This window comes from Type-F symbiont of Plautia stali (assembly GCF_059731105.1).
Window position 1 is genome coordinate 443,074 of record NZ_AP035909.1, and the last position, 15,310, is coordinate 458,383.

Sequence of the window (15,310 nt, forward strand, 5' to 3'; positions counted from 1 at the left end):
GAATTTTCAGCCTGAGAAACGGTTGCGTTCAGCCTGTGTTTTTTTTCTGCAAGAGTGTGCAAAGTGCTCTTGTCTTCTTCTGGAGTTTTGCGTAGAATTCGCGCCCTATTGTGAATATTTAGCGCGCCGCCTGATGAACTAAAAGGCAAGCGCAGAAGCGGAGTTTTATATGTACGCGGTTTTCCAAAGTGGTGGTAAACAACACCGAGTAAGCGAAGGTCAGACCGTTCGCCTGGAAAAGCTGGACATCGCAACCGGTGAAACCATCGAGTTTGACCAGGTTCTGATGATTGCTAATGGCGAAGACGTGAAAATCGGCGCGCCACTGGTTTCAGGCGGTATGATTAAGGCAGAAGTTGTTGCTCACGGTCGTGGCGAGAAAATTAAGATCGTTAAGTTTCGTCGTCGTAAGCACTACCGTAAGCAGGCTGGCCATCGCCAGTGGTTCACTGATGTGAAAATCACTGGTATCACGGCGTAAGAGGAGATCTGACAAATGGCACATAAAAAGGCTGGTGGTTCGACTCGAAATGGTCGTGACTCCAATGCAAAACGTCTGGGTGTTAAGCGTTTTGGTGGTGAATCTGTTCTGGCAGGTAGCATCATCGTTCGTCAGCGTGGCACCAAATTCCACGCAGGCAGCAACGTAGGTTGTGGTCGTGACCACACCCTGTTCGCTACCGCAGACGGCAAAGTAAAATTCGAAGTTAAAGGTCCGAACAACCGTAAATATATCAGCATCGTTGCTGAGTAAGGTTGTCGTGACGCAGACGTTTAACGTCTGAACGCACGAATTAAAGGCCCCGCAGCTCCTGCGGGGCTTTTTACATTCTGCGCTCTGTCGCGGTAAAAGCGACGCCTCACTGAAGTTTGCTGTACACTTTATGTACATACTGGCGACAGCCAGTCCTGATTTATCCGCCGCTGGTCAGCGCAGAAGACCCTGGCGGACCCGTCTGCAGAGTGCTGCAGGCGATTGTGTGACGGAGATTGAAAATGAAGTTTGTTGATGAAGCGACAATTCTGGTCGTCGCGGGTGATGGCGGTAATGGATGCGTCAGCTTCCGCCGCGAAAAATATATCCCGAAGGGCGGCCCTGACGGGGGTGATGGCGGTGACGGCGGCGACGTTTATCTGATCGCCGATGAAAACCTCAATACCCTTATCGATTATCGTTTCGAGAAATCGTTCCGCGCTGAACGCGGGCAGAATGGCCAGAGCCGCGACTGTACCGGTAAACGCGGTAAAGATATCGAAATCAAAGTCCCGGTCGGCACCCGGGTTATCGACCAGGGAACCGGCGAGACCTTAGGCGACATGACGCGTCACGGCCAGAAACTGATGGTCGGCAAAGGCGGCTGGCATGGCCTGGGCAACACCCGTTTTAAATCGTCAGTAAACCGCAGCCCGCGCCAGAAAACCATGGGAACCCCGGGTGAGAAGCGCGACCTGCAGCTTGAGCTGATGCTGCTGGCGGACGTCGGCATGCTGGGCTTACCGAATGCCGGTAAATCCACCTTTATTCGCGCCGTGTCGGCCGCCAAGCCAAAAGTGGCGGACTATCCGTTTACCACCCTGGTGCCAAGCCTGGGCGTGGTACGTATGGACAGCGAGCAGAGCTTTGTCGTGGCCGATATTCCGGGCCTGATTGAAGGCGCCGCTGAGGGTGCCGGTCTCGGGATCCGCTTCCTGAAGCACCTGGAGCGCTGCCGCGTGTTGCTGCACCTGATCGACATCGATCCGATTGATGAAAGCGATCCGGTTGAAAATGCCCGCATCATTCTTGGCGAACTGGAAAAGTACAGCGAGAAGCTGTTCAACAAACCACGCTGGCTGGTCTTCAACAAAGTGGACCTGATCGGTGAAGAAGAAGCGCAGGCACGTGCCAAAGCGGTCGCTGAGGCGCTGGGCTGGGAAGATAAGTATTACCTGATCTCTGCCGCCAGCCGTACCGGCGTCAACGAACTCTGCTGGGATGTGATGAGCTTCATCAACGCCAACCCGAAAGAAGCCGAGCTTGAAGAGAAGCAGCCGGAGAAAGTGGAGTTCATGTGGGACGATTACCACAAAGAAACCCTTGAAAATGCGACAGAAGTGGAAGATGAAGAGTGGGATGACGACTGGGATGATGAAGACGACGAAGGCGTCGAAATTATCTATCAGCGCTAACCACGACGCAGCCACAGGCTGACCGGCAAAGCCCCTCTTTCCGACCGAAAGGGGGGCTTTTTTTCAGCTGCTCATCACCGCCACGCTAAGTCGCGCACTGCAGCACAACTGATCCCGGCCATTACGGATCTCGATCTGCCAGCTCTGACTGCGTCTGCCCAGATGCAGAGGGCGACAGATCCCCCGCACTGTCCCGGCTGACACCGCACGCAGATGGCTGGCATTGACTTCGACACCCACCACGCTGCTGCCTTCTTCCACCGCCATATACCCGGCCATTGAGCCCATCGACTCCGCCAGCACCACGGAGGCCCCGCCATGCAGCAGGCCGAACGGCTGGTGCGTGCGCGCATCCACCGGCATCGTCGCTTCCAGGTAATCCTCGCCTATCACGGTAAAGACGATCCCGAGATGGGCGACCAGCGACTGCTCGCCCAGTGCATTCAGAGCGGGAAGATCGAAGGATCGTTTCCAGATCGCAGACATTTTCAGGCTCCCAGGGTTGCGCCGCCGTCGACCACGATATCCTGCAGGGTCACATGGCTGGCCAGGTCTGATGCGAGAAACAGCACGGTGGCCGCAATTTCCTGCGGCTGTGCGATCTTGCCCAGCGGGATCCCCAGCTTAAACTGATCCGGAAAACCAGCGATCATTTCCTGCTCGCCACCGGGAGTCTGCCACAGGCTGCGCTGCATCGCGGTGTCGGTGGAGCCGGGTGAAACGATGTTACAGCGAACGCCAAAAGGGGCCATTTCCAGCCCCACGGTCAGACAGAGGCTGCGCAGTGCCGCTTTCGATGCGCCGTAGGCCGACATGCCAATTCGCGGCGCGTGCGCCGCGTTAGACGCCACGGTGACGATGGCCCCGGCGCGCTGCTGGCGAAAGCGCGGCAGCGTCTGCTGAAACAGGTTAAAGGCGCCGCCCGCGTTGACGTTCAGGCACGCCTGCCAGTCAGCGAAGGAGAGCGCATCGGTGGCGCCGACGCGCAAAATGCCCGCCGCGTTGACCAGCACATCGATTCGCGGTTGCGTTGCCAGCACGCGCTGACAGATCGTTTCTACCTGATCCGGATCGGCCACATCCAGGCGATGACAGCGAAACGGATAATCCTGCCGTGCAAACTGCAGGTCAAAGGCTTCCACCCGCGCGCCTGCCCGATGAAAGGCCAGCGCACTCTGATAACCAATGCCCTGACCGGCTCCGGTTACCCAGACAACGCGACCGCTCAAGTCGAAGGTGTGGCTCATTGAGTGAGCTCCCGCGACAGCAACGCCCACCAGCCATCGATGCTCGGATTTTTCGCCAGCGTAACAAAGTCGATATCCCGGTGAACCTGACGCCAGCGTGCCGCCAGCGCCATGACGCGCACCGAATCCAGACCATAATCGATCAGGTTTTCATCATCCTCCGGCACCTCATCATCCTCCAGCAGCGGCAGGACGAGCGCGCGCAGATCCGCTTTGCTGAGAGGGACCGGCATCATATCAGCCGTCATCACCACTTTTCCGCTGCGGCCGGCGGTGTAAGTCAGCGCCATCATATGCTCCTCGCGGCTGAAATCAGCCAGCGCATCGGCCACCATAAACGGCTGGATATCACGCATAAAGGCATCCGTGGCGGTGGTCAGGCAGCCGATATGGGCATAGACGCCCGTGATAATCAGCTGATCGCGGCCCATCTCCTTCAGGATCGCCTCCAGCGGGGAGCGATGAAAGGCGCTGTAGCGCCACTTAGTCAGCACCTGGTCGTCCTCGTCGGGGGCCAGCGCCGCCACGATCCTCTGCTGGTCGGGATGCTTATTCAGGCCCGGTCCCCACATATCGTTGAGCAGGGCGCGATCCGCATCGCTCTGCGCCGTCGGCTGGGCGGTGTAAAACACCGGAATACCCTGCGCTTTGCAGTAGCGACGCAGGCGGGCAATATTGCCGACGACCTGCTCAATCATCGGGCTGTTCTCTCCCCAGAAGCTGAGAAAATAGCGCTGCATATCATGGATGAGCAGGGCGGCCCGGCCCGGCTCCAGCGCCCATTTCACCCGATTATTCGGCAACTCGGTGGCGGCGGGCAGTGGATAGGAGGTCAGTTGTGGAATAGTCATAAAAATTCTCCGGACAGATCAGGCTTACGCGTGTTGATCGGCAAGATGCTGGCGCAGACGTTTTTTATCGACCTTGCCGACCGGGGTCAGTGGCAGGGCATCTACGCAGGTAATGCGGTCGGGGAGCTTAAATTCTGCGACGCCCAGTTCACGCAGGTGGCGCCGCAGCGCCGCCGGTTTTACCGGCTGACGGGTGACGATAAACGCGCAGCTTTTTTCACCCAGCAGCGGATCGCTCATGGAGACCAGTGCCGCGTGGATCACATCGGCGTGTTGCTGCAGCAGGTTTTCGATCTCTTCCGCGGCGATCTTCTCGCCACCCCGGTTGATCTGATCTTTCTCCCGACCCTGCACGATAAGGTTGCCGTCAGGGGTGATCTCAACCAGGTCACCGGAACAGTAAAAGCCCCGTTCATCGAAACTGGCGGCGTTGTGTTCCGGACTGTTGTAGTAGCCGCGAAAGGTGTAGGGGCCGCGTGTCATCAGACGACCGGTGGCCCCCACGGGCAGAGGATGACCCTGCTCGTCGGCAACCCAGACCTCATCATCCGGGGAGATCGGGCGTCCCTGTGTGGTGAGGATGGTCTGCGGATCATCATCCAGCCGGGTGTAGTTCACCAGTCCTTCGGCCATGCCAAAAACCTGCTGCAGGGTGCAGCCGATCTCATGCTGTATGCGTGCAGCCAGCGTTTCGCCCAGCTTAGCGCCCCCCACCTGCATGCGCTGCAGGGAGGCCAGTGCCGCCTTGCTGTTCGATTCCTGAAGTGCCAGCAGCCAGAGGCTGGCGGCAGGCGGAACCAGGCCGGTATCGGTCACCTGATGTTTCTCAATCAGTGGAAAGCAGGCTGTCGCGCTGGGATCGGCGGCCAAAATAACCTGTCCCCCCGCGTAAAAGACGCCCAGCGCGCCCGGCGAACTCAGCGGGAAGTTGTGGGCGGCGGGCAGGGCGATGAGATAACGGGTGTCGGCGGTGACGCCACAGATCGCGTCACTTTCACGGATGCTGTAGTAGTAGTCGTTATGGGTGCGCGGAATCAGTTTTGGCGTGCCGGTACTGCCGCCAGAGAGCTGGAAAAAGGCTACCTCGTCGCCCGCGGTCGGCGTGGCCATAAATGCACCGGCCGGTTCGGCCAGCAGTGCTTCAAGGCTCTGTTCCGGCAGTGAGGCATGGCGCAGGATCACCTGTTGCAGTAAAGGGTGATCGTGGCGGAGCTGCGCAATAAAAGCGTCATCGGCAAACAGCGGATGCGTGCGGTCAGCAATCACCAGGCGGGGCGAAATCTGGCTGGCGTAGGCGGTCAGTTCGGTGCGCTGATGGCTGAACAGGGCATTCACCGGCGCAACACCGAGTTTAAACAGGGCAAACAGCGTGAGGTAAAATTCTGCCACGTTGCCCAGCTGCACCAGCGCCGTGTCACCCCGTTTCAGGCCACGCCGCTGTAACGCTGCCGCCAGGTTGTCACTCAGTGCCGCCAGCTGGCGGTAGGTCAACCGCCTGTCATCCTCAATCACCGCCACACTATCGTTGTCGCGGTGGCGATCCAGTATGTCGGTCATCGGCAGGTCGAGCCAGTAGCCTTTTTCACGGTAACGGGCGGCCAGGTCGTCCGGCCAGCGGCTGTAGGAGATCGTCATGCAGGTTCCTTTATTGCAATCCAAAAGCGCGAAGCAGGGTGTCGAGTTTGACGCCGGTTTCACGCCACTCTGCTTCAGGTTGTGAGTCCGTCACGATGCCCGCACCGGCAAACAGCCGTACCCGCGATCCCTTCACCGTGCCGCAGCGAATGGTGACGACCCATTCGCCATTGCCCCGGTCGTCACACCAGCCGACGATGCCGCCAAACAGCTGACGCTCAAACGGCTCAAGGTGCTGGATCAGGGCCTGCGCACGCTGATGCGGAAAGCCGCTGAGCGCCGGCGTCGGATGCAGCAGGCAGGCGAGGGAGAGTGCATTTTCGTGCTCGTCCAGCACTTCGCCACGGATCTGCGTGGCGAGATGCCAGAGGGTGGCCGTGGTCAGCAGAGAGGGTGTTTCAGGCACCGACAGCAAACGGCTGCGCGGCTGCAGGGTGGCGCGCATCGCATCTGTCACCAGCTGATGTTCATGTCGATCCTTCGCCGACTGCATCAGGCTGTCGCCGGAGGCCCGATCGCGTTGCGGATCGTGGCTGCGTGCGGCCGAGCCGGCCAGGGGACAGGAGCTGAACAGGCGACCCTGTTTTCGAATCAGTAGTTCCGGGCTGGCTCCCACCAGCGCGCCGCCGCCGGGCAGGGGCAGATGAAAGTGATAGCTGCCGGGATTCTGCACCACGATGCGCTGCATCAGAGCAGCCGTATCAACCGGCTGTTCAGCCACGATCTCCATCAGCCGCGACAGCACCACTTTCTCCAGGTCGCCCCGGCGCGTGGCGGCAACGGCCTGCGCCACCATGTCGGTAAAGCGCGCCTGATCCGGCAACGCCGTGCGGCGGCGAATCACGGGCAGATCGGCGTCTGCCAGTGAGGCCCGGGCGATCAGATCGTCACGGTTAAAGCGCTGCCAGGATTCCGGGATAAACAGCGCGGCGGGCTGCGCCACGTCAAAGGGGATGGCACCTGCCACGATGGGGTGCGCAATGCCCTGCTTTCTGGCCGAGGTAAAGTGGTGCTGAAGCTGCTGCTGAAAATCCCCTGTCAGCTGTTCACCCTGTCTGACTGGCGTGGTCAGCGTCGTAAAGCAGCCCTGTGTGGTGAGGCTTTGCCAGGGCGAGGTAAACAGGAAACCCTGGCAGAGTGCCGCAAAATCGTGCAACAGGGGATGTTCAAATGCGCGTGATTCGGCCATACTTTTCACCCGGAAATGATAAGATAACTAATAATGATTATCATTTGTATTATTAGGCGTTAAGCTACGTGGATTGGCCGGATCTGTCAATCCATATGCGGCGCTTCGGCTGCTGCTCCGGGTCAGATCAGCATAAACAGCCGCCGACCTTATCTGAACGAGTGTGGAAAAGAACGTATGAACAAACAGAGGGTTAGCAGGGCAATCGTGCTGTTTTTTCTGAGCAGCCTGCTCAGTGTCAGCGCGGTGGCCGGGACGGGCTGGCCGCGCACCGTTACCGGGGCCAGTGGCGATCTTACCCTGACGCAGGCACCGACCCGCATCGTCTCAACCAGCGTGACTCTGACCGGGTCGCTGCTGGCCATTAATGCGCCGGTGGTCGCCAGCGGGGCCACCGCCCCCGGCAGTCGCCTGGCGGATGAGCAGGGCTATTTCCGGCAGTGGGGCGCGGTGGCGAAACAGCGTGGCGTGAAGCGTCTCTACATTGGCGAACCCCGTGCAGAAGCGATTGCTGCAGAAGCGCCGGATCTGATTGTGGTCAGCGCCACCGGCAACGATTCAGCCATCAGGCTGGTCGAGCAGCTTGCGGCGATTGCGCCGGTGCTGGTGGTCAATTATGACGATAAAAGCTGGCAGCAGCTGGTGACGCTGCTGGGCAAGGCGACGGGGCATGAGGCGGAAGCGGCCGCACGGATAAACGCCTTTGAGGCCCGCGAAAAGGCGCTGAAGGCTAAGCTGACGCTGCCGCCACAGCCGGTTTCCGCGATGGTCTGGAACGGCGACGGGCGGGCCGTGAACCTGTGGACGGCAGCGTCAGCGCAGGCCCGGTTACTGCAGCAGCTGGGCTTCACGCTGGCGACGCCGCCCGCCAGCCTTCAGGCCGGGCACAGTATGGGAACGCGCAAAGATATTCTTCAGCTGTCAGGTGAAAATCTGGCGGCGGGCCTGAATGGTCAGACTTACCTGCTGTTTGCCGCCGACGATAACACCACTGCACAGGTGATGAGCAACCCTTTCCTGGCGCAGACCCCGGCAGTAAAAAGCAGGGCGGTCTATGCACTGGGGCTGGATAGCTTCCGCCTCGACTACTACAGCGCCAGCAATCTGCTGACGCGGCTGGAGACGCTGTTTGTTAACGGTCGCGGCGTCTGAGAGACGGGATAACCTGCAGAAATGATGAGGCTTATCGGTCGCTTAATCGCATGGGTTTCTCTGTGACTCTTCTGGTGAAGGCTTAAACGTTATGCGTCAATGTCGCGCAATAGCAGGTTCAGGGATGCTGCTGTTGCTACTTTTCGCGCTCAGTCTGATGCTGGGCGCCAAATCCATTCCCCTCCATGAGGTCACTCAGGCCCTGTTCACCGACTGCACCCGCGTTGATTGTGTCATCGTGCGTGACGCCCGGCTGCCGCGCACCCTGGCGGGGGTGCTGGCCGGATGCAGCCTGGGGCTGGCGGGGGCGCTGATGCAGAGCCTGACGCGAAATCCTCTGGCCGATCCCGGCATTCTGGGGGTTAACGCCGGTGCGGGTTTTGCGGTCGTACTGGGGATCGCCCTGACCGGCGCAGACTCCCCATCTGACTGGCTGGGCTTCGCCTTTGCCGGTGCACTGCTGGCCTCTCTGCTGGTGGCGCTGACCGGCGCCGTGGGCGGCGGTCGGGTCAGTCCGGTGCGCCTGACCCTGGCGGGGGTAGCGCTGGGTGCGGTGCTGGAGGGATTAACGTCCGGGCTGTCGCTGCTCAACCCTGATATCTACGATCACCTGCGTTTCTGGCACAGCGGCTCGCTGGATATCCGCAGTTTCGCGATTCTGCGCGCCACCTTGCCGGCCGTCGCTGTCGGCAGCGTGCTGGCACTGTTGCTGGCACGTTCACTGAACAGCCTGAGCATGGGCGGTGATATGGCGACCGCACTGGGCACCCGCGTGGTGCGAACGCAGCTGACGGGCCTGCTGGCGATTGCGCTGCTGAGCGGCGCGGCGACGGCCGCCGTCGGCCCCATCGCCTTTGTCGGCTTAATGACGCCACACCTGGCACGCTGGCTGCTGGGCAACGACCATCGCTGGCTGCTGCCGGGAACCCTTGTGATGACCCCCTGCCTGCTGCTGGCCGCCGACATCCTGGGACGGCTGCTGGTGCCGGGCGAGCTGCGCGTGTCGATTGTGACCGCCATTCTCGGTGCGCCGATGCTGATTGTGCTGGTTCGCCGCCGGCCGGGAAGAGGGCTGTAATGAAACGCATCATAATCAATGCGCTTTTACTGCTGGTGGCCTGCGGCATCCTGGCGTTTATGGGGCTGACACGCGGCACCCCCTCCCTCTCGGCGCAGCAGTTGTGGACGCTCTTCAGCGGGGAGGCGGCGCGCAATGTTCAGCTGATTGTGCTGGAGTGGCGGCTGCCGCGCGTCACGATGGCGCTGCTGCTGGGGGCCGCGCTGGGCGTCAGTGGCGCGATTTTTCAGTCACTGCTGCGTAACCCGCTGGGCAGCCCCGATATTCTCGGTTTCAACACCGGGGCATACAGCGGGGTGCTGGTCGCGCTGGTGCTGTTTCAGCAAAACATGGCGGGCCTGACGCTGGCGGCACTGGCAGGCGGGCTGCTTACGGCGGCGGTGGTCTGGCTGTTCAGCTGGCGCAACGGCGTGGAGACCTTTCGTCTGATTATCGTCGGCATCAGCGTGCGGGCGCTGCTGATGGCGCTCAACAGCTGGCTGATTATCAGCGCCTCCCTGGAGGCGGCACTGAGCGCCGGGCTCTGGAGCGCCGGTTCACTTAACGGCATCACCTGGGCGAAGACGCTTCCCGTGACGGTTGTGCTGCTGCTGGCGCTGCTGGCGACGGGAATGCTGGCCCGGCGCATGCGTCTGCTGGAGATGGGCGATGACACCGCCTGCGCCTTAGGGGTTCCGGTGGAACGCAGCCGCGTCATGCTGATGCTGACAGGCGTGATCCTGACCGCGGCCTCAACCGCGCTGGCCGGGCCTCTCTCTTTTATTGCGCTGCTGGCGCCGCAGATTGCACGGCGTCTTTGCGGGGGAGTCAAAGGCGCACTGCCGCTGGCTGCGCTGTGCGGTGCGCTGCTGTTAATCGCCGCAGACTACGCCGCACAGCATCTTTTCCTGCCTTATCAGCTGCCGGTCGGTGTCATCACCGTCAGCCTGGGCGGACTCTATCTGATTGCTCTGCTGATACGGGAGGCGCGACGCCAGTGAGAGAGAAAACACGTTTGCAGGGTAGGGCGCTGACGCTGGGTTACGACAAAAAGATCGTGGCGGAGCATCTCTCGGTCGCGATCCCCGACGGTGAACTGACCGTCATCATCGGGCCTAACGCCTGCGGAAAATCGACGCTGCTGCGCACCCTGAGCCGGCTGGTGACGCCGCTGCAGGGCGAAGTGCTGCTGGATGGTCAGACGATCGCCCGGTATGCCACCAAAGAGGTGGCGCGGCGGCTGGGGCTGCTGCCGCAAAGTTCCAGTGCGCCCGCGGGCATCAGCGTCAGTGAACTGGTGGCACGCGGACGTTATCCGCACCAGACGCTGTTCGGACGCTGGCGACAGGAAGATGAGGCGGCGGTGCAGCAGGCGATGCAGGCCACCGGGGTGGCCGATCTGGCCGCCCAGCCGGTGGATACGCTCTCTGGCGGTCAGCGGCAGCGGGTCTGGATCGCGATGGTGCTGGCGCAGGAAACTTCCTTACTGCTGCTCGATGAACCCACCACCTGGCTGGATATTACGCATCAGATTGAGCTGCTGGAGCTGATGCAGGACCTCAATCAGCAGCATGGCCGCACGCTGGTGGTGGTGCTGCACGATCTTAATCAGGCGTGCCGTTACGCCAGCCACCTGATTGCGATGCGTGACGGAAAAATCATCGCTGAAGGGAAACCGGCGGAGATTGTGACGCCAGCGCTGATTGAAGCGATCTACGGCCTGCGCTGCGTCATTATCCGCGATCCGGTAGCCGGCACCCCGATGATTGTGCCGTGCGGAAGAGGCTGACCGGCACCCTCTCCGCAGGAGAAGGCGGCTACGGATTCAGCGACGCCAGTATCTGCTGCAGGCGGGGACCAATCTGTTCAAACAGGCGGGGTGAGACGATCTCTACATGGGCACAGTCCAGCGGCCAGATCGTCAGACCGCCGAGGTAAGGTGCCCAGGCGCGACGTGCATCCTGACCGGGCTGCTGCGTCTGTTGCGCCAGAAACAGCGTCGCCTGTCCGCTGAAACGGGCACTGCGCGCCGTGGCCAGCAGCCGCACGGAACGGGCGTAATTGCGCTCAATGGTGGTGAACAGCGCCTCCATACCTTCACCCGCCTGCTGACGCTGCGTCGCGATAAACTGCTCGCGCTCGCGGTTAACCTCCTCCAGCACCGCCGGATCCAGCACGTTCTCGCCGCGCCGTGCATCCCAGTTTTGCGTTTCCGGCGGCCAGGTGTCGAGCAGCCCGAGGAAGGCAACGGTTTCGCCTTCCGCTTCCAGCCGCGCGGCAATCCCCTGTGCCAGCGTGCCGCCCAGCGAGTAGCCAAGGAAATAGTAAGGCCCCTGAGGCTGCTGCTGTCGTACCGTCGCCAGATGGGCATCACACACCGCATCAAGATGCTGCGCCTGGCTGAGCGGGCTGGTGAGGTCGGGTGACTGAATGCCCAGCAGCGACCAGCGCGGGTCCAGATAACGCGTTAATGCGCTGAACTGCCAGGCAAAACCGGAGGCGGGATGGAAACAGAAAAGCGTCGGGCCTGTGCCGCGCCGCAGCGGCAATACCGTCTCAAACCCGGCGCGGGCCGCCCCGGCAGAGGGGCCGCTGAGCAGGGCCGCCAGCTGTTCCACCGTAGGGGCCACCATAATCTGCCCCACCGACACCGACTGATCCAGCGTCCGGCGCAGCTGCGCCGCCAGACGCATCGCCAGCAGCGAATGCCCTCCCAGCAAGAAAAAGTCATCCTGTGCGCTGACCGACTCGCGCTCCAGCAGCGAAGCAAACGCCTGAGCCAGCGTGCTTTCCAGTCCGGGGCAGGGCGCGCGCCCGGCGATTCTGGCCTGGGTCTGTGGCAGCGGCAGGGCTTTACGATCGAGCTTGCCGTTGCTGCTGAGCGGCAGGCTCGCCAGCTGAACAATCGCCACCGGTACCATGTGTGCGGGCAGCCGGGTGGCCAGCCGCTGGCGCAGGACGTCCGCGTCAATCGTCTCATTGGCGACGACATAACCGACCAGCTGTCGGGCATCACCCTGCTGATCGCCGCCGCCCAGCACGGCCGCGTGCGTCACCGCCTGCTCAATGCCCGGCAGGGCGGTCATCGCCAGATCGATCTCATTCAGCTCAATGCGCTGTCCGCGAATTTTAAGCTGATCGTCACTGCGGCCCAGATACTCCACTGCGCCATCCGGCAGCCAGCGTGCCACGTCGCCGGTGCGGTACATCCGGGTGCCGTCACCCCAGGGATCGGCCACAAAGCGGCTGGCCGTGAGGTCGGGACGATCCAGATAGCCGTGCGCCAGCTGGACGCCGGTCAGCCAGAGATCGCCGGCAATGCCCGGCGGCACCGGCTGCAGACGGGCATCCAGGATCCGCAGGCCGGTGTTCCAGACCGGGAAGCCAATCGGTACGCTGGCGCCTTCAACGGCGGCCAGCTCTGCGCCGGAGGCCGGATAGTAGCTGACATCCACCGCCGCTTCGGTCGGGCCATAGAGGTTATGCAGCGGCACCCCGGTCAGCGTCTGCCACTGACGCGACAGCGCGGCGGGCAGTGCTTCACCGCTGCAGAAGACCCGACGCAGGGTGGCACAGCAGGCTGCCGCCGCCGCCTCCTGCAGCCCAGCGACAAAGGCGGCCAGCATCGACGGAACAAAGTGGGTGGTGGTCACGCGGTAGCGGGCAAACAGCTGCCTCAGCGCCTCCGGGTCGCGGTGCGCATCGGGCGGCGCCATCACCAGCTGCGCACCGGCGATCAGGGGCCAGAAGAACTCCCAGACGGAGACATCAAAGCTGCCCGGCGTCTTCTGTAATACCACATCATCCTGACCCAGCGGATAGCGATCCTGCATCCATAGCAGGCGGTTGACGATCGCGGCGTGACTGACCAGCACGCCCTTTGGCCGCCCGGTTGAGCCGGAGGTGTAGATGAGGTACGCGCCATCCTGCGGGGAGGGCGCCTGCGACGGCATCGCCTCAGCGGGGGTTAACAGCGTGTCGTAAAACAGCGGTGTGACCGGCGAGAGCGCCGCCAGCCGGTCAGCCAGTTCACGGCGGGTGATCAGCGCTTTTGGCGTGGCGTCTGCCAGCATCATCTTTAATCGGTCGTCGGGATACCCGGTGTCGAGCGGCAGCCAGGTGGCCCCCACGCTGACGATCGCCTGCAGCGCCAGCGATAAAAACACGGAGCGCGGCAGCGCCACGGCGACAATATCTCCCCGCGCCACACCCCGGGCGATCAGCTGCTGTCCCAGCGCGGCGACCTGCTGCTGCATCTGCTGATAGCTGAGCTGATGCGACGCATCGATCAGCGCCGGTGCCTGCGGCGTTCGTTCAGCCTGCTGCAGCAGCAGGCTGCTCAGCGTGGCCGGGGGAAGCGTCACGGCGGTCTGATTGATCGCCGCCAGCTGCCGGTGCTCGTCCGGCATCAGCATATCCAGCTCGCCACAGGCACGCGCGGGCTGGCTGGCGAGCTGGGAGAGCAGCCGATCAAAACGGCGCGCATGCTGCTGCACCAGGGCGTCACTGTAGCGCTGCGCGTTTGCCAGCAGCGCCAGCGTCAGATCGCCCTGATCGTTCAGATAGATAGCCATCTCCAGATCGCGAACCGGGCCGGACGCCAGCTGATGGGTGATGCCCGCTGTACCAGCGAAATCGAGCTGGTAGTCGAACATCTTCAGGTTAATCACCGGCCCGTAAAGCGGATCGCTGTCGCCGTGACGACCCAGATCGCGCTGCACCTGCTCTGCGTCATAGCGCTGATGACGACGCATTTTTCTGACTTCACCCGCCAGCCGGGCCGCCAGAGCTGCCAGCGGCTGAGCCGGATCGTAATGCACTGCCAGAGGCAGCACGTTGATCACCGGACCGGTGGCGCAGAGCGCCGCCGAGCCGATGCGGCGCATAAAGATGAAACCGGCGGCAAAATCGTTCTGACCGGTCAGACGCGCCAGCCACAGCGCCACCAGCGCCACGGCCGTATCTGCCGCGCTGAGGTTCTGCTGCCCGGTGTGCTCAAGCAGCTTCTGAAAGGCGCTTCGATCCACCGTGATGCTGTGACGCCGCAGATCCGTGCTGGCGCTCTGACCGGCCAGCGGCAGCGGGGAGAGGGAGGCGGGGGCAGGTAACGCTGCGCCTTTCTCCAGCCAGAACTGGCGGTCGCGCTGCCAGGCTGCCGATTGCTGATAGCGCTGATACTCCTCAACCACCTCGCTGAACGGCACAAACGGCGTCGGCGGCGGCGTGTCGCCGCGCTGCCAGGCGCTGTAGAGATCGGCGATACGGCGGGTCAGGGCGGTAAAGCTGAAACCATCCACCACCAGATGATGGTAGCGCTGATACCAGTACCACTGCTCCTCACCCAGTCGCAGCAGGCTGTGGTGGCAGAGCGGCGAACCGCTCAGCACCCGCAGATCGCCCGACAAATCCTCCTGCATCCGCGCCCGCGCGGCGGCGTGCGGATCGGCGGCGGCGCGCAGATCGATCACCTCGGGTAAGCGGAAATGCTGCGCGACAGGCCACTGCAGCGGTTCGCCGTCCCGCTCGCCAAAGGCCATGTTCAGGGTGTCCGCCTCCTGCATGCCCGCCACGATAGCGCGGGAGAGCAGCGCGCTGTCCAGTGCGCCCCGCAGTTCCACAAAATGTGCCACGGCGTAGGCATTGCTATAGGGCGAGAGCTGGTCAGCGATCCAGATACCGGGCTGGGCAGCTACCAGCGGCAGCGTTTTCTGTGGTGTCATGGAGAGTTCAGACATGATCGCTCCGACTGGCTTCTGCGGTGACGGGGCGGATATCGTGCCAGTGTTCATTCAGCCACGTCAGGCAGTGTGCCTGTGGCGCGGGGCCCCATACCGGCTGCCACCCGGCCGGGATCGCACAAAAGGTGGGCCATAAGCTGTATTGCTGCCGATCGTTCTTCAGTACCAGACACGCCTGCTGCGGGTCGTCAAAAGGGTGTGGTTGTTGCATATCAGTCTCCTGACCACCATCGCGGAGCGCGCTGACGCCCCGATTCTGCCCGTGGCACCCT

14 protein-coding genes are annotated in these 15,310 nt (G+C 62.2%); 7 read left to right on the top strand and 7 right to left on the bottom strand.

Going from position 1 to position 15,310, the window contains the following annotated elements; all coding sequences use genetic code 11:
- The first annotated feature begins 169 nt into the window (after positions 1 to 169).
- The 3 genes from rplU to cgtA all read left to right on the top strand — a co-directional run bounded on the left by rplU (position 170) and on the right by cgtA (position 2,169).
- Positions 170 to 481 (top strand): 50S ribosomal protein L21, encoded by a 312-nt coding sequence (gene rplU, locus AC6I7A_RS01990; RefSeq protein WP_008925416.1) that lies wholly within the window; start codon positions 170 to 172, stop codon positions 479 to 481.
- Between the two features lie 15 nt (positions 482 to 496).
- Positions 497 to 754 carry a 50S ribosomal protein L27 gene (gene rpmA / locus AC6I7A_RS01995; RefSeq protein ID WP_009092448.1) on the top strand — a complete coding sequence of 86 codons (258 nt, stop codon included), beginning with the start codon at positions 497 to 499 and terminating at the stop codon, positions 752 to 754.
- 242 nt (positions 755 to 996) lie between these two features.
- Positions 997 to 2,169: an Obg family GTPase CgtA gene (cgtA, locus tag AC6I7A_RS02000; protein WP_009092447.1), complete on the top strand. Its 1,173-nt coding sequence runs from the start codon at positions 997 to 999 to the stop codon at positions 2,167 to 2,169.
- A 63-nt stretch (positions 2,170 to 2,232) separates the two neighbouring features.
- Here the strand turns inward: cgtA and AC6I7A_RS02005 are convergent, their stop codons facing one another.
- Genes AC6I7A_RS02005 through AC6I7A_RS02025 form a run of 5 tightly spaced genes read right to left on the bottom strand, consistent with a single transcriptional unit; the run spans position 2,233 to position 7,091 of the window.
- Entirely contained in the window at positions 2,233 to 2,655 is a 423-nt protein-coding gene (locus AC6I7A_RS02005; protein ID WP_046101077.1) for a hotdog fold thioesterase, read from the bottom strand.
- A 2-nt stretch (positions 2,656 to 2,657) separates the two neighbouring features.
- The gene (gene dhbA / locus AC6I7A_RS02010; protein WP_058958042.1) at positions 2,658 to 3,416 is read right to left on the bottom strand and encodes a 2,3-dihydro-2,3-dihydroxybenzoate dehydrogenase; all 759 of its coding nucleotides are present in this window, start codon (positions 3,414 to 3,416) and stop codon (positions 2,658 to 2,660) included.
- Positions 3,413 to 4,267 carry an isochorismatase family protein gene (locus tag AC6I7A_RS02015; protein ID WP_058958043.1) on the bottom strand — a complete coding sequence of 285 codons (855 nt, stop codon included), beginning with the start codon at positions 4,265 to 4,267 and terminating at the stop codon, positions 3,413 to 3,415. The genes dhbA and AC6I7A_RS02015 overlap by 4 nt, the downstream gene beginning before the upstream one ends.
- A 24-nt stretch (positions 4,268 to 4,291) precedes the next feature.
- On the bottom strand, positions 4,292 to 5,902 hold the full coding sequence (locus AC6I7A_RS02020; RefSeq protein WP_058958044.1) for a (2,3-dihydroxybenzoyl)adenylate synthase: 1,611 nt from the start codon (positions 5,900 to 5,902) through the stop codon (positions 4,292 to 4,294).
- A gap of 10 nt (positions 5,903 to 5,912) precedes the next feature.
- On the bottom strand, positions 5,913 to 7,091 hold the full coding sequence (locus tag AC6I7A_RS02025; RefSeq protein ID WP_058958045.1) for an isochorismate synthase: 1,179 nt from the start codon (positions 7,089 to 7,091) through the stop codon (positions 5,913 to 5,915).
- Between the two features lie 177 nt (positions 7,092 to 7,268).
- Here AC6I7A_RS02025 and fepB point away from each other — a divergent pair, with 177 nt between their 5' ends.
- From fepB to AC6I7A_RS02045, 4 genes are all read left to right on the top strand, one after another.
- Positions 7,269 to 8,243 (top strand): Fe2+-enterobactin ABC transporter substrate-binding protein, encoded by a 975-nt coding sequence (gene fepB, locus AC6I7A_RS02030; protein WP_058958046.1) that lies wholly within the window; start codon positions 7,269 to 7,271, stop codon positions 8,241 to 8,243.
- Positions 8,244 to 8,334: 91 nt separating this feature from the next.
- Positions 8,335 to 9,321, top strand: coding sequence for a Fe(3+)-siderophore ABC transporter permease (fepD, locus tag AC6I7A_RS02035; protein WP_072215518.1), 987 nt, complete (start codon positions 8,335 to 8,337; stop codon positions 9,319 to 9,321).
- Complete coding sequence (gene fepG / locus AC6I7A_RS02040) at positions 9,321 to 10,301, top strand: iron-enterobactin ABC transporter permease (RefSeq protein ID WP_046101084.1); 981 nt, start codon at positions 9,321 to 9,323, stop codon at positions 10,299 to 10,301. Before fepD ends, fepG begins: the two co-directional genes overlap by 1 nt.
- Positions 10,298 to 11,089, top strand: a complete 792-nt coding sequence (locus AC6I7A_RS02045; RefSeq protein WP_058958048.1) for an ATP-binding cassette domain-containing protein — start codon at positions 10,298 to 10,300, stop codon at positions 11,087 to 11,089. The genes fepG and AC6I7A_RS02045 overlap by 4 nt, the downstream gene beginning before the upstream one ends.
- Positions 11,090 to 11,117: 28 nt before the next feature.
- Here the strand turns inward: AC6I7A_RS02045 and AC6I7A_RS02050 are convergent, their stop codons facing one another.
- On the bottom strand, positions 11,118 to 15,035 hold the full coding sequence (locus tag AC6I7A_RS02050) for an enterobactin synthase subunit F (protein WP_058958049.1): 3,918 nt from the start codon (positions 15,033 to 15,035) through the stop codon (positions 11,118 to 11,120).
- Positions 15,028 to 15,249, bottom strand: coding sequence for an MbtH family protein (locus tag AC6I7A_RS02055; protein WP_009092432.1), 222 nt, complete (start codon positions 15,247 to 15,249; stop codon positions 15,028 to 15,030). The genes AC6I7A_RS02050 and AC6I7A_RS02055 overlap by 8 nt, the downstream gene beginning before the upstream one ends.
- Between the last annotated feature and the right edge of the window lie 61 nt (positions 15,250 to 15,310).